19 protein-coding genes are annotated in these 20,577 nt (G+C 70.1%); 3 read left to right on the forward strand and 16 right to left on the reverse strand.

The window, feature by feature from the left end; all coding sequences use genetic code 11:
* Positions 1-268: 268 nt before the first annotated feature.
* From U9979_RS18145 to U9979_RS18190, 10 genes are all read right to left on the reverse strand, one after another.
* A complete protein-coding gene (locus U9979_RS18145; RefSeq protein ID WP_322780320.1) occupies positions 269-430 on the reverse strand; it encodes a hypothetical protein in 162 nt (53 codons plus the stop codon).
* A gap of 99 nt (positions 431-529) precedes the next feature.
* Positions 530-1,969 carry an argininosuccinate lyase gene (gene argH, locus U9979_RS18150; protein WP_322780321.1) on the reverse strand — a complete coding sequence of 480 codons (1,440 nt, stop codon included), beginning with the start codon at positions 1,967-1,969 and terminating at the stop codon, positions 530-532.
* Positions 1,966-3,168: an argininosuccinate synthase gene (locus U9979_RS18155; protein ID WP_322751658.1), complete on the reverse strand. Its 1,203-nt coding sequence runs from the start codon at positions 3,166-3,168 to the stop codon at positions 1,966-1,968. Before U9979_RS18155 ends, argH begins: the two co-directional genes overlap by 4 nt.
* A gap of 246 nt (positions 3,169-3,414) precedes the next feature.
* The gene (gene argR, locus U9979_RS18160) at positions 3,415-4,005 is read right to left on the reverse strand and encodes an arginine repressor (protein ID WP_322751655.1); all 591 of its coding nucleotides are present in this window, start codon (positions 4,003-4,005) and stop codon (positions 3,415-3,417) included.
* A 29-nt stretch (positions 4,006-4,034) separates the two neighbouring features.
* Complete coding sequence (argF, locus tag U9979_RS18165; protein WP_322780322.1) at positions 4,035-5,018, reverse strand: ornithine carbamoyltransferase; 984 nt, start codon at positions 5,016-5,018, stop codon at positions 4,035-4,037.
* A gap of 231 nt (positions 5,019-5,249) precedes the next feature.
* Entirely contained in the window at positions 5,250-6,449 is a 1,200-nt protein-coding gene (locus U9979_RS18170) for an acetylornithine transaminase (protein WP_322767756.1), read from the reverse strand.
* Positions 6,446-7,393, reverse strand: a complete 948-nt coding sequence (gene argB, locus U9979_RS18175; RefSeq protein ID WP_322780323.1) for an acetylglutamate kinase — start codon at positions 7,391-7,393, stop codon at positions 6,446-6,448. Before argB ends, U9979_RS18170 begins: the two co-directional genes overlap by 4 nt.
* A complete protein-coding gene (gene argJ / locus U9979_RS18180) occupies positions 7,390-8,541 on the reverse strand; it encodes a bifunctional glutamate N-acetyltransferase/amino-acid acetyltransferase ArgJ (RefSeq protein ID WP_322755776.1) in 1,152 nt (383 codons plus the stop codon). Before argJ ends, argB begins: the two co-directional genes overlap by 4 nt.
* A gap of 141 nt (positions 8,542-8,682) precedes the next feature.
* Positions 8,683-9,711 carry an N-acetyl-gamma-glutamyl-phosphate reductase gene (gene argC / locus U9979_RS18185; RefSeq protein ID WP_322780324.1) on the reverse strand — a complete coding sequence of 343 codons (1,029 nt, stop codon included), beginning with the start codon at positions 9,709-9,711 and terminating at the stop codon, positions 8,683-8,685.
* 181 nt (positions 9,712-9,892) lie between these two features.
* On the reverse strand, positions 9,893-10,750 hold the full coding sequence (locus U9979_RS18190; RefSeq protein WP_322780325.1) for an SDR family oxidoreductase: 858 nt from the start codon (positions 10,748-10,750) through the stop codon (positions 9,893-9,895).
* 140 nt (positions 10,751-10,890) lie between these two features.
* Between U9979_RS18190 and U9979_RS18195 the strand changes: the two genes are divergently transcribed.
* The 3 genes from U9979_RS18195 to U9979_RS18205 all read left to right on the forward strand — a co-directional run bounded on the left by U9979_RS18195 (position 10,891) and on the right by U9979_RS18205 (position 13,929).
* A complete protein-coding gene (locus U9979_RS18195; RefSeq protein WP_322780326.1) occupies positions 10,891-11,328 on the forward strand; it encodes a helix-turn-helix domain-containing protein in 438 nt (145 codons plus the stop codon).
* Between the two features lie 253 nt (positions 11,329-11,581).
* Positions 11,582-12,559 (forward strand): TIGR04222 domain-containing membrane protein, encoded by a 978-nt coding sequence (locus U9979_RS18200; RefSeq protein ID WP_322780327.1) that lies wholly within the window; start codon positions 11,582-11,584, stop codon positions 12,557-12,559.
* Positions 12,556-13,929: a DUF692 domain-containing protein gene (locus tag U9979_RS18205; protein WP_322780328.1), complete on the forward strand. Its 1,374-nt coding sequence runs from the start codon at positions 12,556-12,558 to the stop codon at positions 13,927-13,929. The genes U9979_RS18200 and U9979_RS18205 overlap by 4 nt, the downstream gene beginning before the upstream one ends.
* A 5-nt stretch (positions 13,930-13,934) precedes the next feature.
* Here U9979_RS18205 and pheT read toward each other — a convergent pair whose 3' ends face one another.
* The 6 genes from pheT to rpmI form a co-directional block, all read right to left on the reverse strand.
* Positions 13,935-16,541 carry a phenylalanine--tRNA ligase subunit beta gene (pheT, locus tag U9979_RS18210; RefSeq protein ID WP_322780329.1) on the reverse strand — a complete coding sequence of 869 codons (2,607 nt, stop codon included), beginning with the start codon at positions 16,539-16,541 and terminating at the stop codon, positions 13,935-13,937.
* A gap of 2 nt (positions 16,542-16,543) precedes the next feature.
* The gene (gene pheS, locus U9979_RS18215) at positions 16,544-17,578 is read right to left on the reverse strand and encodes a phenylalanine--tRNA ligase subunit alpha (protein ID WP_322780334.1); all 1,035 of its coding nucleotides are present in this window, start codon (positions 17,576-17,578) and stop codon (positions 16,544-16,546) included.
* A gap of 287 nt (positions 17,579-17,865) precedes the next feature.
* Positions 17,866-19,026 (reverse strand): ATP-binding protein, encoded by a 1,161-nt coding sequence (locus U9979_RS18220; RefSeq protein WP_416220250.1) that lies wholly within the window; start codon positions 19,024-19,026, stop codon positions 17,866-17,868.
* On the reverse strand, positions 19,023-19,862 hold the full coding sequence (locus U9979_RS18225) for an RNA methyltransferase (RefSeq protein WP_322780330.1): 840 nt from the start codon (positions 19,860-19,862) through the stop codon (positions 19,023-19,025). Before U9979_RS18225 ends, U9979_RS18220 begins: the two co-directional genes overlap by 4 nt.
* 34 nt (positions 19,863-19,896) lie before the next feature.
* Positions 19,897-20,292: a 50S ribosomal protein L20 gene (rplT, locus tag U9979_RS18230; RefSeq protein ID WP_322747513.1), complete on the reverse strand. Its 396-nt coding sequence runs from the start codon at positions 20,290-20,292 to the stop codon at positions 19,897-19,899.
* A gap of 87 nt (positions 20,293-20,379) precedes the next feature.
* The gene (gene rpmI / locus U9979_RS18235; protein WP_239311477.1) at positions 20,380-20,574 is read right to left on the reverse strand and encodes a 50S ribosomal protein L35; all 195 of its coding nucleotides are present in this window, start codon (positions 20,572-20,574) and stop codon (positions 20,380-20,382) included.
* Positions 20,575-20,577 lie beyond the last annotated feature (3 nt).

Here is a 20,577-nt window from a genome sequence, read left to right on the forward strand (position 1 = left end):
AAGCGTTCACCATGGGGTATTTTGTGATACCCGTCCGGGACAACTTCTTAAAGCTACTGTCGAATTTCCATCGAGTCAAACCGCTCCGGATCAGCCGGTGTCAGCCTCGACAGTCGTTTCCGATCACTCACGAAGAGTGTCGAACCGGGGTTGGGGCCACCGTCGCGACTTGGCTTCGGTGTCTCCCGGCTTTCCGCCGGCAAGGAGAACATTACGGGTGCAGAACGGGAACGTCAAACGTCAACGGCTTTTTGATCTGTGAGCTACATCACATCGCCGGAATGTCGCCTTGACGCACCTGTCTGCTATGGGAGGATCGAGGGCCGCTGCCGCTGCCGCTGCCGCTGCCGCTGCCGCTGCCGCTGCCGCTGCCGCTGCCGCTGCCGCTGCCGCTGTGCCGGCGTCCGGCATCCAGGTGCGTGCGTCTCATCGCGTCTCATCGCTCATCGCGGTGCGGCACGGCTCCTGGCAGGTCACAGCGACCTGCCAGGAGCCACCGGTGCCCGGTCGGCGGTTGACCAGCGGGCCGTCAGGGGCTGTGTGCCCACTCGCGGTCCTGGGCCAGCCGGTCGGTGAGGGCGGCCAGCTGTTCGCGCACCCGGACGGGGGCCGTCCCGCCCGGAGCGGAGCGGGCCTCCAGCGCCCCCTGGACGGAGAGCACGGTGCGCACCCCCGGAGTCAGGCGCGGGTTGACGGCCACCAGGTCGTCGTCGCCGACCTCGTCGAGTTCGACCCCGTGCGCGGTACACCAGGCCACCAGCTGCCCGACCGCCTCATGTGCCTCCCGGAAGGGCATCCCGCGTCGGACGAGGTACTCGGCCACATCGGTAGCCAGCGCGAACCCGGCAGGCGCGGCCTCGGCGAGGCGGTCGCGATGCACCCGCATGGTCGCCACCATCCCGACGGTCGCCGGCAACACCACCAACAGGGTGTCGACCGCGTCGAACACCGGCTCCTTGTCCTCCTGCAGGTCACGGTCATATGCCAGCGGCAGACCCTTGAGCGCGACGAGCAGGCCGGTGAGCGCGCCGATCAGCCGACCGGACTTGCCCCGAGCGAGCTCGGCGACATCCGGGTTCTTCTTCTGCGGCATGATCGAACTTCCGGTGGCGAAAGCGTCGTCCAGCTCGACCCAGCCGAACTCCCGGCTCGTCCACAAGACGATCTCCTCGCCGAGACGGGACAGGTGCACGCCGGTCAGCGCGGCCACGAACAGGAACTCCGCGGCGAAGTCGCGATCGGAGACCGCGTCGATCGAATTCGCGAAGGCCGAGTCGAAACCGAGCTCCACAGCGACGCCCTGCGGGTCGAGTGGGAGGGAGGACCCGGCCAGCGCGCCCGCCCCCAGACTGCACACCGCGGCACGCCGGTCCCAGTCCCGTAACCGGTCGACATCACGGGCAAACGCGTGGACGTGGGCGAGCAGTTGATGAGCGAAGGAAATCGGCTGGGCGTGCTGGAGGTGGGTCATCCCGGGAGCCGGCGTGTCCACCTGGGCTGCCGCCTGATCGACGAGGGCGAGCTGCAGGTCGACGAGACACGCCGCCACCTGGCGAGCATGGTCACGCAGGTACATCCGCAGGTCGGTGGCAACCTGGTCATTGCGGCTACGCCCCGCCCGCAGCTTGCCGCCGAGCGTGCCGAGGCGTTCGAGCAGACCCCGTTCCAGGGCCGTGTGCACGTCCTCGTCGTCGACGGTCGGCCGGAACCGCCCGGTTCGCACAGCCTCGGCCAGATCGTCCAGGGCTGCGAGTACCGCGGTGATCTCGTCGTCGTCGAGCAGGCCGGCGCGGTGCAGCACGCGGGCGTGCGCGCCTGAGGCCCGCAGGTCGTACGGGGCGAGCCGCCAGTCGAACTGGACGCTGACCGACAGGCGGGCGAGCGCCTCGGCCGGCCCGCCGGCGAAACGGCCACCCCACAGCCGGGTCGGTGACTGGGGTGCCGGTGGCTGGGATGCCGGCGTGGTCACCGGGACAGCCGCTGTTCGCGAGCCGACCACACCTTGGTCGGCAGACCCCACAGGTCGATGAAGCCCCGCGCGTCCCGCTGATCGAACTGGTCACCCGCGTCATAGGTCGCGAGCGCGTGGTCGTACAGGCTCGCCTCACCGCGCCGTCCGACCACCTGCGCCACGCCACCGGCGAGCCGGATCCGGACGTCTCCGCTGACCCGGGCACTCGTGGCGTCGATGAACGCGTCCAGCGCCGCCCGCAGCGGCGAGTACCACAGGCCGTCGTAGACAAGCTCGCCCCAGCGCTGGTCCACGCCCCGCTTGAACCGGGCAACCTCCCGTTCGAGGGTGAGGTCCTCCAGGTCACGGTGAGCGGTAAGCAGAGTGATCGCCGCCGGGCACTCGTAGATCTCCCGACTCTTGATCCCCACCAGCCTGTCCTCGATCATGTCGATACGCCCGACGCCCTGTGCACCCGCCCGCCGGTTCAACTCGACGATCAGGTCCACGAGGGGAAGGGCCCGGCCGTCCAGGGAAACCGGCAGCCCGTCGACGAAACCGATGGTCAGCTCGTCCGGTTCCCGCGCGAGCATCGGGTCGGCGGTGTAGACGAAGACATCTTCCGGGGGCTGCACCCACGGGTTCTCCAGCACGCCGCACTCGGCGGTACGGCCCCAGAGGTTCTGGTCGATGGAGTAGGGCGAGCGCGCGGTCACGTCGATCGGCAGGTTGCGCTCGTCCGCGAACGCGATCGCCTTGTCCCGCGTCATTCCCGAGTCCCGCACCGGCGCCAGCACCTGCAGGTCAGGGGCGAGGGCCATCACGCCCACCTCGAACCGCACCTGGTCGTTGCCCTTGCCGGTACAGCCGTGCGCAATGGCTCCGGCACCGAAGGTGTGAGCTGCCTCGACCAGATGACGGACGATGACCGGCCTCGACAAGGACGAAATCAACGGATAGCGGTCCATGTAGAGTGCATTCGCGCGGATAGCCGGAGCCACGAACGACCGGGCGAACTCTTCGCGCGCGTCGACCACGACGGATTCCACCGCCCCGCAGGTCAGCGCCCGCTGCCGGATCAGTTCAAGATCTTCGCCGCCCTGGCCGACGTCAACGGCCAGCGCGACCACCTCGGCACCGGTTTCGGCACCGATCCAACCAATGGCCACGGACGTGTCAAGGCCGCCCGAATACGCGAGTACGACGCGGTCGGTCACCACAGATCAACCTTTCCCATATCATTGAGGGTCTCCGGTGGCGGGAAAAACCAGCATCCCGCCACCTTTGACCGGCCATCATCAAGGGTCTCCGATGGCGGGAAAAACCAGCATCCCGCCACCTTTGACCAGCCATCATTGAGAGTCTCCGGTGGCGGAAAAAAACCAGCATCCCGCCACCTTTGACCGGATATGTTCGGGTCGCAAAGCCCGGGTCACAAATAAATAATCATCCTGCCCCGCAGGTCAGGCCCGCCGGGCCGGGTCAGCCAGGTTGGCAAGTGAACCGCGGGAGCGCCCGTCGGCGAGGTCGAGCAGCCGTGCGGCGAGTTCAGGGCCGCCCGGGCCACCGCCACCAGCGGGATCACCGGTGGCCAGCCGAGCCGACCGGCAGACCACCAGGACCGTGTCGTCCCCGGCGATGGTGCCCATGACCTCCGGCAATGACGCCCTGTCCAGCGCCGAGGCGAACAGCTGCGCCGCACCCGCAGGGGTCCGCAGGACCAGCAGGTCCCCGTTGGCCTCGGCCGAAACGAGGAGGTCCTCACAGAGCCTGCCCAGCGGCAGCCGCACGGACTCCGTCGGAGCCAGATTGACATCGACGGCATACACCAGCGCACCGTCAGGGCCCCGCACCTTGGTCGCGCCGAGGTCGTCGAGGTCGCGTGACAGCGTCGCCTGTGTGACCTGGACGCCCTCCGCCGCGAGCATGCGGGCCAGCTCCGTCTGCGAGCGCACCGACTCACGGGCTATCAGGGCCGCGAGCCGCGCCTGCCGCGCGTGCTTGGTCAGCGGCGCGGCCGCGTGGCGAGCCACCCCATGCGCCGGTGTCGTCATGAGGCGGTCATGAGGCGGTCATGAGGCGGTCACGGGGTGACCTTGCCAGCCAGTACCCGCGGGGACGGCCGCGAGACCGGATCAGTCCGCTCCAGCAGAAACGCCAGCAACGCCTTCTGGGCGTGCAGCCGGTTCTCGGCTTGGTCGAAGACGACCGACCGGGGTCCGTCAAGGACGGAACCCGCGATCTCCAGGCCGCGGTGCGCCGGCAGGCAGTGCATGACGATCGCGTCAGCACCGGCCGCCTCCACCACCTTTTCGTCGAGCTGATACGGCTGAAAGACCAGCGACCGGCTGTCGGCCTCGGCGTCCTGGCCCATGGAGGCCCAGACGTCGGTATAGAGCACGTCAGCGCCGGACGCGGCCTCGAGCGCGTCATGGGTCACGGTGACCGCGCCACCGGTCACCAAGCAGATCTCCGCTGCCTGCCGCAGCACCTGCTCGAAGGGCTCGTACCCGGGCGGCGAGGCCACCCGCACCCGCATGCCGGCAAGCGCACCGGCCAGTACCAGCGAATGCGCGACGTTGTTGCCGTCCCCGAGGTAGGCAAGAGTCAACCCGGCCAGGGTGCCGCTTCGCTCCCGGATCGTCTGCAGGTCGGCGAGCGCCTGGCACGGGTGCGCATGATCGGAAAGTGCGTTGACCAGCGGCACCGAGGCCGCCGCCGCCATCCGCTCCAACCGGTCCTGGGCGAACGTCCGCACCACGATGGCGTCGACATACCGGCTGAAGACCGCCGCCGTATCCTCGATGGATTCGCCCCTGCCGAGCTGGGTGGTGGCCGCGTCGACGACCACGCAGTGCCCACCGAGCTCGGCCACGGCCACGTCGAAGGACATCCGGGTACGGGTGGACGGCTTCTCGAACAGCAACGCTACCGAGCGGCCGGCAAGTGGGCCGGGCTCGGTGCTCCGCACCCGACGGGTGGCCTTGAGGTGGTCGGCCGCGTCGAGGATGGCGGCCTGTTCGCCCGGTGTCAGGTCGGTATCCAGCAAAAAGTGTCGGATGGTCATGAGGTGGCCTCCAAAGCGAGCATCGCAGCGAGCGCCAGCGAGCAAGGAGCGCAGCGGCGGAGGACACCGGGGCACACAGTCATGAGGTGGCCTCTCTACCTTGCGGGACACCCGCACCCGGTCGGCCGGGGCATGCGCAAAAAGCGTCGCACGCCCCAACCTCCATCGCGAGCATCGCAGCGAGCGCCAGCGAGCAAGGAGCGCAGCGGCGGAGGACACCGGGATACACCGTCATGCGCAGACCTTAGAGTGCTCGGCGGCGGTCAGCGCAGCCCCGCCGATCTCGGGCAGCGCCGCGATGAACCTACCGGCCTCCGCGGCCGAGAGCAGCAACGGCGGAGCGAGCCGCACCGCGTCCGCGCAGACCGCGTTGACCAGGAAGCCCGCGTCACGGGCGGCGGTTTCGACGGCACCGGCGAACGGCGAACCCAACTCGATCGCCAGCCACAGGCCACGACCACGGACCCCCACCACGCCCGGTACGCCGGCGCCGAGGATCCCGTCGGTCAGGACGCGCCCGACCTCCACCGCGTTGGCGATCAACCCGTCCCGCTCGATGGTGGCGAGCACCGCGAGCGCGGCCGCGCAGACGATCGGTCCGCCGCCGAACGTACTGCCATGGTCACCCGGGCGCAGGAGATGGCCGGCCGGGCCGAACCCGATGCAGGCACCGATGGGCAGGCCGCCCCCGAGCCCCTTGGCCAGTGTCAGGACATCGGGGACAACCGCCTCGCTCTGGTGCAGGAACCAGGTTCCGGCCCGACCGATGCCACTTTGGATCTCGTCCAGGACAAGCAGGGCGCCCGTGCGGTCGCAGATGTCGCGCGCCGCCCGCAGATACCCCGGCGGCGGCGGGATCACGCCGGCCTCACCCAACGTCGGTTCCAGGAAGACCGCGGCGGTGCGATCGTCGACCGCCGCCTCCAGAGCGGCGACGTCACCGTAGGGAACAAAACGCGTGCCCGGCAGCAGCGGCTCAAACGGCGCCCGCTTGGCCGGCTGGCCGGTGATCGACAGCGCGCCGAGAGTCCGTCCGTGGAAGGATCCCTCCGCCGCGACGATCTCACTCCGGCCGGTCCGGCGCGAGATCTTGATGGCCGTCTCGTTCGCCTCCGCGCCCGAGTTGCAGAAGAACACCCGGCCGTCGACGCCGAGCAGTTCCAACAGCCGCTCGGCCAGGGCGATCTGCGGCTCGTTCACATACAGGTTGGACACATGGCCGAGGCGTCCGACCTGATCGCATACGGCCGCCTGCACGGCGGGGTGACAGTGGCCCAGGACGCTGACGGCAACTCCGGCGAGCAGGTCGAGGTACTCGCGCCCGTCCGCGTCCCACACCCGGGTCCCGGCACCACGTTCCAGCGCGATCGGCGGACGGCCGTAGGCCGCCATGATCACCGCATCTCGGCGGTTGAGCAGCTCGGCGTTCATGGGGCTCCTCCCACGGTGATGGCGGACGCGGTGTCAGGCGTGATCAGAGTCCCGATCCCGTCATCGGTGAAGACCTCCAGCAGGACGGCGTGTGCCACCCTGCCGTCGAGGACATGCGCCTGTGGCACGCCACCGTGCACGGCCCGCAGGCACGCCTCCATCTTCGGAATCATTCCAGTGGTCAGTGTGGGTAGGAGGTCCGCGAGCTCCGCGGCGGTCAGTTCGCTGATCACCTCGTCGCTGCACGGCCAGTCTGCGTACAGACCCTCGACGTCGGTGAGGATGACCAGCTTCGCCGCGCCGATCGCGGCAGCCAGCGCGGCGGCGGCGAGGTCCGCGTTGACGTTGTACACGCCGCCGTCGATCCCGCGGGCGACGGTCGCGACCACCGGGACCTTACCGGAGTCCAACAACGCGATCAGGGTCTCGGGGGCGACCTCGACGACGTCCCCGACCAGGCCGATGTCGACCTCGCTGCCATCCACGACGGCCGGCTTGCGCCGCGCGATGAGCAGGTTGGCGTCCTCGCCGGACAGACCCACCGCGAACGGACCGTGGCTGTTGACCAGACCCACCACATCCCGGTTGACCTGGCCGACCAGGACCATCCGGACAATCTCCATGGTCTCCGGGGTGGTGACCCGCAGTCCGCCGGCGAACACCGATTCGACACCGAGACGGGCCAGGTGGGCGGTGATCTGTGGCCCGCCTCCGTGGACCACGACCACCCGAAGGCCCGCGTACCGCAGGAACACGACGTCCGCGGCGAACGCCTCGCGCAGCGCCGGGTCGCTCATCGCATGGCCGCCATATTTGATCACGATGGTGGAACCGTGGAAACGCGACAGCCAGGGCAGCGCCTCGATCAGCACGGTGGTCTTGGCCAGCGCGGCATGCCCCCGGGCCAGTGCCGAGGGCCGGTCCGCGGCCGGTGCGGTGGTCATGTCGAGTACGCCGAGTTCTCGTGGACGTAACCATCAGTGAGATCGTTCGTCCAGACAGTCAGCTCCGTGGCGCCGGCATGCAGGTCTATCTGGATGGAGACCGCCCGGCCGGTCAGGTCGACGAGTTCACGCGGCTGGCCCGGCGCACCGGCCCGGCACACCCACACGCCGTTGATCGCGACATCCAGCGCGTCTGGTTCGAAGGCGGCCCGGGTGGTGCCGACCGCCGCGAGCACCCGGCCCCAGTTCGGATCGTTGCCGTAGAGCGCACACTTGAGCAGGTTGCAGCGCGCCACCGCCCGGCCGACCGCCAGGGCGTCGTCCTCACCGGCCGCCCCCGTCACGGTGATCGCGATCGTCTTGGTCGAGCCTTCCGCGTCGGCGAGCAGCTGCCCGGCGAGGTCGGCGCAGGTATCGGTCACCAGGCCACCGAGCGTGTCCGCGGACACACTCATCCCGGACGCGCCGCTCGCCAACAGCAGCACCGTGTCGTTGGTCGACATGCATCCGTCGGAGTCCACCCGTTCGAAGGTGGTGCGGCAGGCGTCCCGCAGTAACCGGTCGGCGGTGGCCGGGTCGACGACCGCGTCGGTGGTCACCACCACGAGCATCGTGGCGAGCGCCGGCGCGAGCATCGCGGCGCCCTTGGCCATCCCACCGACGGTCACCCCGCCCGCCGCGCGCACAGCCTGCTTGCTGACGGTGTCGGTCGTGCAGATCGCCTCGGCCGCGGCCGTCCCGCCGGTGGCCGACACCTCGGCCACCGCCTTGGTCACACCGGGTAGCAGTAGGTCCATGGGGAGCCGGGTCCCGATCAGGCCGGTCGAGCACACTGCCACCTCGCCCGCTCCCAGCCCCAGCAGGCCGGCGGTGTGCTCGGCAGTGCGGTGCGTGTCGGTGAAGCCCGCTGGTCCTGTACACGCGTTGGCGCCACCGGAGTTCAGGACGACCGCCCGCAGCCGGCCGTCCGCGATCACCTGGCGGGACCAGAGGACGGGCGCCGCCTGCACCCGGTTGCCGGTGAAGACGCCCGCGGCGGCATCCGTCGGACCGTCGTTGACGACAACCGCGACATCCAGGCGGCCGGATGGTTTGAGCCCGGCCGCTACGCCTGCGGCCCGGAACCCCCCCGGGGCAGTCACGCTCATGGCTCTACACCCATGGTCGCTCCTCCTACATCGTATGAAAAACCACTGTCGGCAGGGCCGCATACAGATGATCATGTCCATGCCGCGACTTCGTGGGCCTGCACGTTTTCGTGAACCCACGAAGGTTTGTGGGTTCACGGGTCATGGCGCGATACCCGATGAGGTCAGGCCGCTGGCCTCCGCCACGCCGAGCATGAGGTTCGCGCACTGCAGGGCCTGGCCGGCGGCGCCCTTGCACAGGTTGTCGATGGCGGCGACGACCACAGCCCGGCCGGCTTCGTGATCAGCGGTGACCTGCAGCTGGACGGTGTTGCCGCCCAGCGTCGCCGCGGTGCGGGGCCAACGTCCCGGCGGCAGGACCCGCACGAACGGCTCGCCCGCATAAGCCGCGATGAGCGCACCGCGCAGCGCGTCGGTGGTGACCGCGGAGTCGAGACGGGCGGTGCAGGTGGCGAGCAGGCCGCGCGGCATCGGCGCCAGCACCGTCGTGAACGACATGGACACCGGCGCGTCCACCAGGCCGCGAAGCGCCTGCAGAATCTCCGGACGGTGCTGGTGGTTGCCGACCCGGTAGGCGGTCACGTCATTCATGACCTCGCTGCCGAGCAGGTGGGTCTTGAGCGACCGGCCGGCGCCCGATGTGCCGCTCGCCGCCACCACAACGATGTCCTCGGTGTCGACCAGGCCCGCGGCCAGCAGCGGCGCGAGGGCAAGCGTGGTCGCGGTCGGAAAACACCCCGGTGCAGCAACCCGGGTGCTGGAGCGGACGGCAGCCCGAGCGCCGGGCAGTTCCGGCATCCCGTACGTCCAAACACCCGCGTGTTCGCCGCCGTAGGCCCGGCGCCAGACGTCGGCGTCGGCGAGCCGATGGTCGGCGCCCAGGTCAACCACCCGCACGCCGGCCGGCAGCGTCGCCGCGAGCGCGCCGGACGCGCCGTGCGGAAGCGCGAGGAACACGATGTCGGCGTCGACCCCGGCAAGGGCGGAGGTATCGGCGAAGACCCGGCCGGCCAGATCCGGCAGGTGCGGATGAACCGCTGCGATGTCCTGCCCGGCCGACGAACCCGCCGCTACCAGACCTAGCTCGATCTCCGGATGGCCGAGCAGCAGCCGCAGCAGTTCGCCGCCCGCGTAGCCACTCGCCCCTGCCATCGCCGCTGTCATCCCCATGACTGAAAACTTATACACACACCATCATGGTCATGCAAGAGTCCGATGGACATCCTCGGGTCACAAATCGGTCTTAACATCTATAAATAGCCGCAAACGATGTGAATCCGGTGCTGCCCCACCAACAGCACATTCACATCGTTGCGGCGGGCGGGAGGCTCCACGCGAAACGGATGGTCGGTCAGGCCTTCAGCGCAGTGGCAACCGCCTCGGCCAGTGTCGTGGTCGGGCGGCCGATGAGCCGGCCCAGGTCACCGCTGTCGGTGAACAGCTCGCCCCTCCCGATACCCAGGTCGGAGTCGGCCAGGAGACCCGCGAATGCCTCGGGCAGGCCCACACCGACCAGCACCTTGGTGTATTCCTCGGCCGGCAGGTCGGCGTAGGCGACCGGCTTGCCCGACTGGGCTGCAACCTCGGCGGCCAGCTCTGCCATGGTGAACGACTGGTCGCCACCCAGTTCGTACACCGCACCCGCCTGGTCCGCACCGGTCAGCACGGCCGCCGCGGCGGCGGCGAAGTCTGCACGGGTGGCCGCGGAGATGCGACCCTCGCCGGCCGCACCCAGGATCGCGCCGTGCTCGAAGGCCGGCGCGAGGTTCTCCGTGTAGTTCTCGATGTACCAGCCGTTGCGCAGCAGGACGTGCGCCAGGCCGGAGGCGCCGATGATGTCCTCGGTGGCCTTGTGCTCGGCGGCCAGCGCAAGACCGGATGTCTGCGCGGACAGCACGCTGGTATAGGCGAGCAGGGAAACTCCTGCCTGGACGGCGGCGTCCACCACGTTCTGGTGCTGTGCCACCCGCTGGCCGACCTCGCTGGAGGAGACCAGTAGCACCTTGTCGGTGCCGGCGAACGCGGTGGCCAGCGTCTCGGGCTTGGTGTAGTCCGCCTCGCGTACCTGCACGCCGCGCTCGGCCAGATCCGCGGCCTTGTGCGGGCTGCGGACGGCGGCGACGATCTCATCGGCGGGCACGCCGCTCCTGAGCAGCTCCTCCACGACGAGCCGGCCGAGGTGTCCGGTGGCGCCGGTAACAGTGATCATGTGTGCTCCCTGGGTTCGTCAGAGTTGGACTGCAGGTGCTCCCGACAGAATGTACTAACTTTTCGGAAGCACCAACGACCAGTGGGTACGGTTACATTCCCCTGTACGGTGTACGACGGTACAGTGGTTCAATGGCCAGGATGATCCCGACGGCCACCCCCGTCGACCCCGCGGACTCCGTCGACCCCACGGACCCCACGGACCCCACGGACCCCACGGACAACCTGGTCGCCGACGTCTTCGCCCGCGCCTGCCCGTCCCGCCGGACCCTGGAGAACATCACCGGCAAATGGGGCGTTCTCGCCCTGATCGCGCTGACCGAGGACACCTACCGGTTCAACGCGTTGCGCCGCCGCGTCGACGGAATCAGCGAGAAGATGCTCGCCCAGACTCTGCACGCGCTCGAACGCGACGGCCTGGTCCGCCGCGAAGTCCAGACCAGCATCCCGCCGCATGTGGAGTACAGCCTGACCCCGCTGGGCAGCCGCGTCGCGACGAAACTCCGCGACCTGATCGACCTGGTCGAGGCCGAGATGCCCACCGTCATCGCCGCCCAGGAGGACTACGACCGACGCTGAACCCGCCACGAGCCCCTGGGCGGTGTCCCAGGACGGCATGCGGGCTCAGCTACCTCATCGGCCATACGCCGAGGTGTTCGGTGCTGTTCGGTGCTGTTCGGTGTCACGTTGGATACTCGTCCGCCGCCGCGGCCACCTGGTGGCGGACCATGCGACGTGTCGGGCGTCACAGGGCGAAACCCGATCCGACTCGCGGTTTCACCGCTGTGGGCCGGTCCGGCCCACTGTGTCGGGTACCCGGAAGGACCATGGCATGAGCGCACCGACCGCGCCCACCGCAACCGCGGCAGCTGCCACAGGCGACACCTGGGGCATCAGCGGCCCCGGTTTTCTCGCCCTCTACGCCCTGGGGTTCGCGGCCGTGCTACTGGTGGCGGTCGTCATGCGGCGGCGCATCCTCGACCCGACGGACACGCCCGCGGCGGGTCCCGGTCCACTGGCGAGCCGGAGACTTCGGCCTCCGGCGATGCGCCAGAACCACGATCGCATCGCCTTTGGCCCACTGGGCCCGGAAGAACTCGCCGTGATCGACGGGCAGCCGCGACTGGCCGTGACGTGCGCTGTCACCAGCCTCTACGACCGGGGTCTGCTGCGGCCAGGTCGAACGCGGAGCGGGCTGACCACCACGGGTGAGCCGCTGCCGCCCGACGCCACCCGGCTCGAGCAGGAGGTGTTCAATGCCACCGTCCGGGCCGGCGAGCTGCAACTGGAGTCGCTCAGTGCGCCGGTGTCACGGGGACCGGCCGTGGCCGCCTGCCGCGACCGTCTGCAGGGGGCAGGACTCGTACCGACACCGGCGCAGGCTCATGCCTGTCGGCAGACCCTGATCCCCCTGCTGGTCCTCGCGGCGATCGGGATCATCCGCGCCGCCGTCGGCGCGAGCCGGGGTAAGCCGGTCGACCTTCTCGGCGTCGAGCTGATCTTCACAGCGCTGGCGCTGATGGTTCTTGCTCAGCGTCCGACCACCAACCGCCGGGGAAAGGCCCTCCTGGCCGCGGCCCGCCGGGACAACAACGGTCTGCGGTCCGGCGGTGTGCCCGGACAACGCGCCCTCGCCCTCGCCCTGTTCGACACGGAGGTGCTCTGGGACGCGGACCCGGTCTTCGCCAGCCAGCTCGGCCTGACCCGTCCCAGCAGGGACGGTGGCAGCGGTAGCGACGGTGGGGGCGGCGGCTGCGGCGGCGGTAGCGACGGTGGGGGCGGCGGCTGCGGCGGCGGTTGCGGGGGATGACCACCGACCCGGCGCAGAGCAGCTCACGGCCCAGCCGCCACGGGCCGCTGCACGGGCTGGGGATCGGGTGGCGCCCGGAGCTCGCCGCCTTCATCGCCGACCGGAGCGACCTGTCCTTCGTCGAGGTGATCGCCGAGACGCTGCCGGCCCACCGGCCTCTGCCGGCCGGTCTCGACAGACTGGTCGAACGGGGCATCCCGGTGATCGCGCACGGCGTCGGGTTGGGGCTCGGCGGAGCCGATCCACTCCAGCCGACCCGGGTCGCGCAGTTGGCGGCGATCGCCGACCGGGTGCGGGCGCCGATAGTGAGTGAGCACGTGGCATTCGTCCGGGCCGCCGGCCTCGAAGCGGGCCATCTGCTACCCGTGCCACGCACCCGGGACGCCCTCGATGTGTTGGTCGCCAACGTGCGGGCGGTGTGCGCGGAACTCCCCGTACCGCTTGCCCTGGAACACCCGGCCGCGCTGCTGCGCTGGGCTGACGCCGAATTCGGTGACGCCGAGTTCCTCACCGAGCTGGTCGAACGCACCGACGCGCTCCTCCTGCTCGATCTCGCCAACCTGCACGCCGACCGGATCAACCACGGCGTCGACCCGCACCGTTTCCTTGCGGCGCTGCCCTGGGAGCGGATCGCCTACATCCACGTGGCGGGTGGGATCGAGCGCGCCGGGCTCTATCACGACACCCATACCCATCCGATCACCCGCGAGGTCCTCACGCTGCTCCGGGAGTGCACTGACCGGCATCGCGCCTCGGTGGCGGTCATGCTCGAACGCGACGGTCGCTACCCGTCCGTCCAGGAGCTCACCGACGAGCTGGACGCGATCATCACTGCGGCCGCTGGACCCGCCAGCCCCACCGCGGGCGCGATGCCATGCCGCACCGCACTCACCAACCGGGACGGCGGGGTCGGCACGCACGCCCACACGCACACCCACACCGACGGACGCGCCCGGCTGCACCGGACACAGGATGATCTCGTACGGGCGCTCGTCGCCGGCGGACCCACCCCCGCCGGGTTCGACCCCGCCCGGGTGGCCACGACCCGAACGGCGCTTCTGCGCAAACGCGCGGCAGCCCTTGCCCGGCTATGGCCGGCGCTGTCGTGTCTACCTGAGTTCGACAGCCGGTTCACCGCTTTCGCCACCGGACGCGCCCCCGCTGGGGCGCACGCGGACGGTGTGGCCTTCGCCCACGAGGTCCGCACCGAGCTCGCGAACGACGCGCGCGCCGAACAGCTGGTCGCCGCCGTGGCCGGCCGACGCCTGGCCGTCGCGGTCGACCGGCGGGCCGGCGCCCGCCCGCTCCTCGCGGTACGGGCACCGTTCATCGGAACACGGGTGCTCGGTCGCCGCCACGAAGGCACCTGACCTGGTCAGGTACGCAGGGTCGCTCCAGTCACCCGGGCAGCCTGCGCGACCGCCGCGTCCCGCGCCGCGTTCGCCTCGTCGGCCGTGAGCGTACGGTCCCCGGCCCGCAGCCGTAGGCCGAAGGCGAGCGACCGTTTTCCGCCGCCGATCTGGGACCCTTCGTAGACGTCGAACAGCGTCAGCGCCTCCAGCAGATCACCGGCGCCCGACCGCAACGCCTCGGTGACCCGGGCGACGGTGACATCCGCCGCGACGACGAGCGCGATGTCGCGATCAGCGGGCGGATAGGTGGACACCACGGGCGCGGTAACCGGCGGACGCCTCGACGCGATCTCGACCAGCGCGTCGAGATCGAGCTCCATCGCACAGGTCCGGGCCGGCAGTCCGTAGGCAGCGATCACCCGGGGATGCAGCTCCCCGGCGTACCCGATGATGCGGCCGGCGGCCGAACCTACCGCGGCCGGATCTGCCGCTGTCAGCCGCGCGCACCGGCCGGGGTGCCAGGGCATCACCGTGTCCGCCGCCACTGTCACGTCCAGACCGGCGGCACCCGCCACGGTGTGCGCGGCTGCGACCGCGTCCTGCCAGCTCACCGGTTGCCCCGGTCCCCACCAGCCGGCCGGTTCCCGCAGGCCGGTGAGGACGACGGCCACCAGCCTGGGCTGGTCGGGCAGGGCGGCGTTCAGCGCGGCGATCTCGTCGTCGCCGGGCCGGTGGTCGACCGCGGGTGTCGACGGCGTGGCAGCGGCAGGCATGCCAGTGCCAGTGCCAGTGGCAACAGACCGGAACACCAGCCCGGTCTCGAACAGGGCCAGGTTGGGCTGACCCCGGCCGATGTTGCGGACGGCCGCGGCGAAGAGTCCGGGTAGCAGGGATGTGCGCAGGTTGGCGGCGTCCTCGGCGATCGGGTTTGCGATCCGGACCACCGCGGCGCGTGGGTCGTCCTCGTCGAGCCCGAGCCTGGCCGGCGTGTCGTCACTGACGAAGGGGACGGTGAGGACCTCGATGTAGCCCTGGCTGGCCAGCGCCGCGTCGACCGCGCGGCGCAGCCGCTGGCCCTGGGTCAGGCCACGGCCGGCGGGTAGCCGCGGGAGCGTCACCGCGATGGTGTCGTAGCCCTCCAGCCGGATGACCTCCTCGACGAGGTCCGCGGGCCGGGTGAGGTCACCCCGCCAGGACGGTGGGGTGACCGCGAGCAGATCCGTGGGCACACCGTCCACACCGCCGACACCGCCCGGGCGGTGTGGCCCGGGTGCCTCGGTGACCAGGCAGCCGACCTCGGTCAGGCGTCGGCGGACGACATCGGGCGGGTAGGGACGGCCGCCGAGCCGGGTGGTCTCGGCGACGGGGAACAGGATGGTCGGCGCCGGCCGCCGGTGGTCGATGTCGGTCACCCCGGCCTCGGCCGTGGCGCCGGTGAGCTCGGTGAGCAGCCGGACCGCAGCCTGCGCGGCCACCGGCGCGAGCGCCGGATCGACGCCACGTTCGAACCGGCGGGACGCCTCCGAGGTGAGCTGGTGGCGTCGGGCCGTGCGGGCGACGGCGATCGGGTCGAAATGGGCCGCCTCAATCAGGATCTCGGTGGTGTCCGACGAGATCTCGGTGGACGCGCCACCCATCACACCGGCCAACGCCACCACCCCGGAGTCGTCCGCGATCACGAGATCTTCGGGGTCGAGTTCCCGTTTGACACCGTCGAGGGTGACCAGCCGTTCGCCCTCACGGGCCCGGCGGACCACGATCGGGCCGGACAGCTTCGCCCGGTCGAAGGCGTGCAGCGGCTGCCCCAGCCCCAACATGATCAAATTGGTGATGTCGACCGGCACCGAGACCGGCCGCATGCCCGAGAGCGTGAGGCGGCGGGCAAGGCGCAACGGGGTCTGCGCACCCGGGGACGCCCCGCGCACGACCCGGGCGACGTAGCGGGTACAGGCCTCGGGGTCCGCCACCACGACCGGGTACCCGAGCGTGGCCGGTGCGTCGCTGCGCTCACCGAGGCCGGCGCCGCCGGCGTCGCTGCCACCGGCAACCACGGCGGCAGGATCATGGAACGTCAGCCCGAACGCGGTCGCCACCTCCCGGGCGATCCCGCGGACCGACAGGCCGTAACCACGGTCCGGGGTGACGGCTATGTCAAGGACGTCGTCGGCGAGATCCAGCAGCTCGGCGATGTCCACGCCCAGCGGGGTCCCAGGCGGCAGCACCAGGATACCGTCATGATCGTCACCGATGCCCAGCTCACGGAGCGAACAGATCATCCCCTCGCTGAGCTTCCCATAGGTCTTGCGCGCGGTGATGGTGAAGCCGCCGGGCAGCACCGCGCCGGGCAACGCCACCGCCACCCGGTCGCCGACCTCGAAGTTGAACGCCCCGCAGATCACCCCGCGGGTACCGGTCTGGGACACCGCGACATCCACCCAGCGCACGTTCTTCTTCTTGGTCTCGACGACCTCGATCGAGACGACCTCGCCGACGACGACCCCGGCGAGGTCGTGACCGACGGACTCGACGGACTCCACCTCGAAACCGGCCCTGATCAGCGCCTCGGCGACTGCCTTCGCCGGTGGCAGGCCGTCGACGGCCTCCCGCAGCCACGACATGAGAATTTTCATGATCAGCTCCCCGTCCCGAACAGACGACCGAAACGGATGTCACCGTCGACGAAGTCGCGGATCTCGCGGACGTTGTGCCGAATCATCGCCGCACGTTCCAGACCCATTCCGAATGCGAACCCGCTGTAGCGGGACGGGTCGACGCCGCAGGCGACGAGCACGTTCGGGTCGACCATCCCGCAGCCACCGACCTCGATCCAACCCTCGTCGGAGCACACCCGGCACGGCTGGCGGGCAGCCTCGCCGCGGCAGGCGAAACAGACGACGTCGAGCTCTGCCGACGGCTCGGTGAACGGGAAGTAGTGCGGCCGCAGTCGCGTCGACAGACCCGAACCGAACAGGGCCTGGGCGAACACATCCAGCGTGCCGCGTAGGTCGGCCATGGTGATGCCCTCATCGACCGCGAGGCCCTCAATCTGACCGAATACGGGCGAGTGCGTGGCGTCGACGGCGTCGTTGCGATACGTCCGTCCCGGGCACACGACGTACACCGGCAGCGGACGCGACAGCAGCGCGCGGACCTGCACCGGCGAGGTATGCGTGCGCAACAGCAGCCCGCTGCCCATCGGGTCGACGTAGAGGGTGTCATGAGAACTGCGCGCAGGATGATCGGGGTCGAGGTTCAGCGCCTCGAAGTTGAACCAGTCGTGCTCGACCTCGGGCCCCTCCGCGACCTCGTAACCCATCGCCACGAATACGTCCACCAGGTAGTCGGACAGCGCCGTGATCGGATGCCGCGCTCCCCGCGGAGCGCGATCCACCGGCACGGTGACGTCAACCCGCTCCTCGACGAGGACCCGGGCGTCCCGGTCGGCGGTGAGCTCGGCGAGCCGTGTCTCATAGAGTGCCCGGACCGGGGCTGCGGCATCGTTGTGCCGGCGCCCGGCTGCGGCACGGTCCGCCTGCGCCAAGGCGCCGAGCACCCGGCGCGCCAGCGCCAGCGGAGCGGAGCGGCCATCCACATGCGAGGTGCGGACGGCGGCGAGCTCGTCGAGATCACCTGCGGCGGCGATCGCCTCGGACGCCTGCGCGCACATCCTGGCGAGCTGCTCGGGATCGAGCTGGTCCGGACCGGTCGGGTCGCGGTCGGTCGGGTCGCGGTCGGCATGGTTCGAGTCAGCGCTCGGTGGGGACGGGGACACGCTGGTCATCCTCATTGAGGTCGTTGATGGTCGAACCGACCATCAGGTGAGATCCCGACCGGCACCCACCACAAACGGGCGGACGCAGGCCGGGTGCGGGATGCGGGCCGGGGCGCCCACCGGGTTGCGACGTCGCTCCAGGTGATCAGACTCCAGATGATCTGGCTTCTGGCGATCAGACCTCAGGGGAAGACGGGTGCTCCGGCGGGCACGACGAATCGGAACTCGGCGCCACCACCCGGCGCCCGCCCGACCATGATCGTCCCGCCATGCGCCTCGATGAGCGCCTTGGCAATGTAGAGCCCGAGGCCTGTTCCGTTACCACGGGTGGCGCCGCGCCAGAACTTCGCGAAAACCCGGGACGCACTCGCCTCGGGCACACCCTCGCCCTCGTCCGCCACGGTCACATCGGCCCCGGTCGGCGTGCCGCGCATGGCAATGGTGACGGTACCCGCACCGTGGCGCAGCGCGTTGTCGACAAGATTGTGCAACACCTGTTCGATCTTGTCGGAGTCCAGCCACATCTCCGGCAGTTTACCGTCAGTGAACACCGCGAACCGGTCATGGGTGGCCTCCCCGGCCGCGACCTTGCCGTCCACGACCCGGCGCAGCGTCAGATCAAGATCCACGATCTGCTTGCGCATCTGGATCCGACCGGAGTCGATGCGCGACACATCGAGCACCTCGGCCAGCAGTCGGGTGACCCTGTCCGCATCGGTGTTGACGGTGTTGAGCATGAGCTTCTTCTGCTCTTCGGTGAACCGGTCCCACTTCGCCAACAGCGTGGCCGTGAACCCCTTCACGCTCGTCAGCGGTGACCGCAGTTCGTGCGCGACCGTGGACACCAGATCGGCGCGGTTGCGCTCCAGCCGCTCCCGACTTGCCGTGTCCCGCAGGGACAACGCAACCTGCACCAGCTGCCCCTCGACGCGGACGTAACGGACGGTCACGTTAAGATCACGTTCACACTGGGAACCCGCGAACGTGAGTCGACGCTCGGGCTGACCGGTCACCCGTGGCAGGTTGCGGCTCACCCGTGAGCACTCCCACCAGTCATTGCCCCGCTCGTCCAGCAACGGCAGGACGTCGGTGAGATGACCTCCCACAGCGGCGGTCGCCGCGACACCGGTGATCTTGACGGCCGCGGCGTTGAACACCTGCACCCGCCCGTCCGCGTCCACCATCACGATCCCGTCCGGGAGATCGTCCCAGGACACCGGCGGCACGGTGGGTGCCTCGTGGTACGGCGTCCCATCCGCCCGCGGCCCGGGACCGGGCAGTAGCTCCCCGTCCGCCGGTGGATTGCGAGCTTGGTCGGGAGCCGACGTGACCGTGTGTGTCACAGCCGTCCACCTCCCCCGGCGCCTGGAGCCCCGGACCCGGACCTCGCCTGCGCGCGCGCTGACGCGTACAGGCAGATCGCCGTCGCCACCGCAAGATTCAGCGACTCGGCCTGACCGTACACCGGCACCCGAAGTACCGCGTCCGCGGACACCACGCCGGCACGGGGGAGACCGTGTGCCTCGTTACCGAACAGCCACGCTATGGGCACGTCGAGCTCCCCCGCGTCCGCCGCGGCGTCGAGATCCCGCGGCGCGAGCGGGCTCGTCGCCACGATGCGGCAGCCGTGGTCCCGCAGCTGGCGGATCGCGTCGTCGAGATCGATGTCGGTCACCACCGGTAGGTGAAAGATGCTGCCCGCGGACGCTCGGACAGCCTTGCCCCCGAACGGGTCCACCGACGACCCGGCGAACACCACCGCGTCCGCGCCCGCGGCGTCCGCGGATCTGATGATCGTCCCCGCATTGCCCGGATCGCGAGTGTCGAGGCAGATCGCCACCAGCCGGGGTTGATCGAGGTCTGCGACCCGGTGGCGCGGGCAGTCAGCCAGCCCGACCACACCTTGAGGCGTCACTGTCTCGGACAGTGACGCCACTGCGTCATCCGATATGACCCGCACCGGTATCCCCGCTCCGTCTACAAGGGCCGCGTACCTGCTCATCGCCGACGAACCAACGAAGATCTCGTGCAGTGCCCCGACCGCAAGCCCCGCTGTGACCGCCTGGGGCCCCTCGACCAGAAACTGACCGCGCACGCGACGGGTCGCCGGACGGCGCAGGCGCCGCGCGTCGAGAACCCGCGACGAGCGCGGGCCAGCCGGGTCCGGGACCACCAGCATGAATTCGGATACGGGTACCGTCCGACGCGATCGATCAGGCCGCCGACGTCTCCGACGCGCGGACCGGCGGCACCGTCGGCAGGGCGGCACGCGCGACCTGGACGAGCGCGGTGAACGCGGCCGGGTCCGTCACCGCGAGATCGGCGAGAATCTTGCGGTCAACGTCCACCTCGGCCAGCCGCAGCCCCTGGACGAACCGGTTGTAGGTCATCCCGTTCGCCCGCGCGGCGGCGTTGATCCTGGCTATCCACAGCTGCCGGAAGTCGCCCTTGCGAGCTCGCCGGTCGCGGTAGGAGTAGGCCATCGAGTGCAGGACCTGCTCCTTGGCCTTGCGGTACAGCCTTGAGCGCTGCCCCCGGTACCCGCTGGACTGCTCCAGCACCGTCCGGCGTTTCTTCTGGGCGTTGACCGCCCGCTTGACCCTTGCCATGAGGGGGGAACTCTCCTTCAGTCGTGACTGGCGGCACCGCGTTGCACCGCTCCCAACCCATGGGAGCGGTTCGGGGGCGAGCGGTGGTCAGCGCGCCAGCAGCTTCTTGATGCGTCCTTCGTCCGCCGGGCTGAGCGTCACCTCGTTGTACAGCCGCCGGGTACGCCGGCTGGACTTGTGTTCCAACAGGTGGTTGCGGTTGGTCCGGCGGCGCATCACCTTGCCTGTTCCGGTGATTCTGAACCGCTTGGACGCGCCGGTGTGGGTCTTCATCTTGGGCATCTG

Origin of the sequence: Protofrankia sp. Cas4 (genome assembly GCF_963555915.1) — a bacterium.
GTDB lineage: Bacteria > Actinomycetota > Actinomycetes > Frankiales > Frankiaceae > Protofrankia.

Bases quoted from the DNA above. Each gene is read 5' to 3' on its own strand.
- U9979_RS18145 (WP_322780320.1), bottom strand. From the start codon at position 430: ATGAGACGCACGCACCTGGATGCCGGACGCCGGCACAGCGGCAGCGGC.
- argR (WP_322751655.1), bottom strand. From the start codon at position 4,005: ATGACGACACCGGCGCATGGGGTGGCTCGCCACGCGGCCGCGCCGCTG.
- argF (WP_322780322.1), bottom strand. From the start codon at position 5,018: ATGACCATCCGACACTTTTTGCTGGATACCGACCTGACACCGGGCGAA.
- U9979_RS18170 (WP_322767756.1), bottom strand. From the start codon at position 6,449: ATGAACGCCGAGCTGCTCAACCGCCGAGATGCGGTGATCATGGCGGCC.
- argB (WP_322780323.1), bottom strand. From the start codon at position 7,393: ATGACCACCGCACCGGCCGCGGACCGGCCCTCGGCACTGGCCCGGGGG.
- argJ (WP_322755776.1), bottom strand. From the start codon at position 8,541: ATGAGCGTGACTGCCCCGGGGGGGTTCCGGGCCGCAGGCGTAGCGGCC.
- argC (WP_322780324.1), bottom strand. From the start codon at position 9,711: ATGGGGATGACAGCGGCGATGGCAGGGGCGAGTGGCTACGCGGGCGGC.
- U9979_RS18190 (WP_322780325.1), bottom strand. From the start codon at position 10,750: ATGATCACTGTTACCGGCGCCACCGGACACCTCGGCCGGCTCGTCGTG.
- U9979_RS18195 (WP_322780326.1), top strand. From the start codon at position 10,891: ATGATCCCGACGGCCACCCCCGTCGACCCCGCGGACTCCGTCGACCCC.
- U9979_RS18200 (WP_322780327.1), top strand. From the start codon at position 11,582: ATGAGCGCACCGACCGCGCCCACCGCAACCGCGGCAGCTGCCACAGGC.
- U9979_RS18205 (WP_322780328.1), top strand. From the start codon at position 12,556: ATGACCACCGACCCGGCGCAGAGCAGCTCACGGCCCAGCCGCCACGGG.
- pheT (WP_322780329.1), bottom strand. From the start codon at position 16,541: ATGAAAATTCTCATGTCGTGGCTGCGGGAGGCCGTCGACGGCCTGCCA.
- pheS (WP_322780334.1), bottom strand. From the start codon at position 17,578: ATGTGCGCGCAGGCGTCCGAGGCGATCGCCGCCGCAGGTGATCTCGAC.
- U9979_RS18225 (WP_322780330.1), bottom strand. From the start codon at position 19,862: ATGCTGGTGGTCCCGGACCCGGCTGGCCCGCGCTCGTCGCGGGTTCTC.
- rplT (WP_322747513.1), bottom strand. From the start codon at position 20,292: ATGGCAAGGGTCAAGCGGGCGGTCAACGCCCAGAAGAAACGCCGGACG.
- rpmI (WP_239311477.1), bottom strand. From the start codon at position 20,574: ATGCCCAAGATGAAGACCCACACCGGCGCGTCCAAGCGGTTCAGAATC.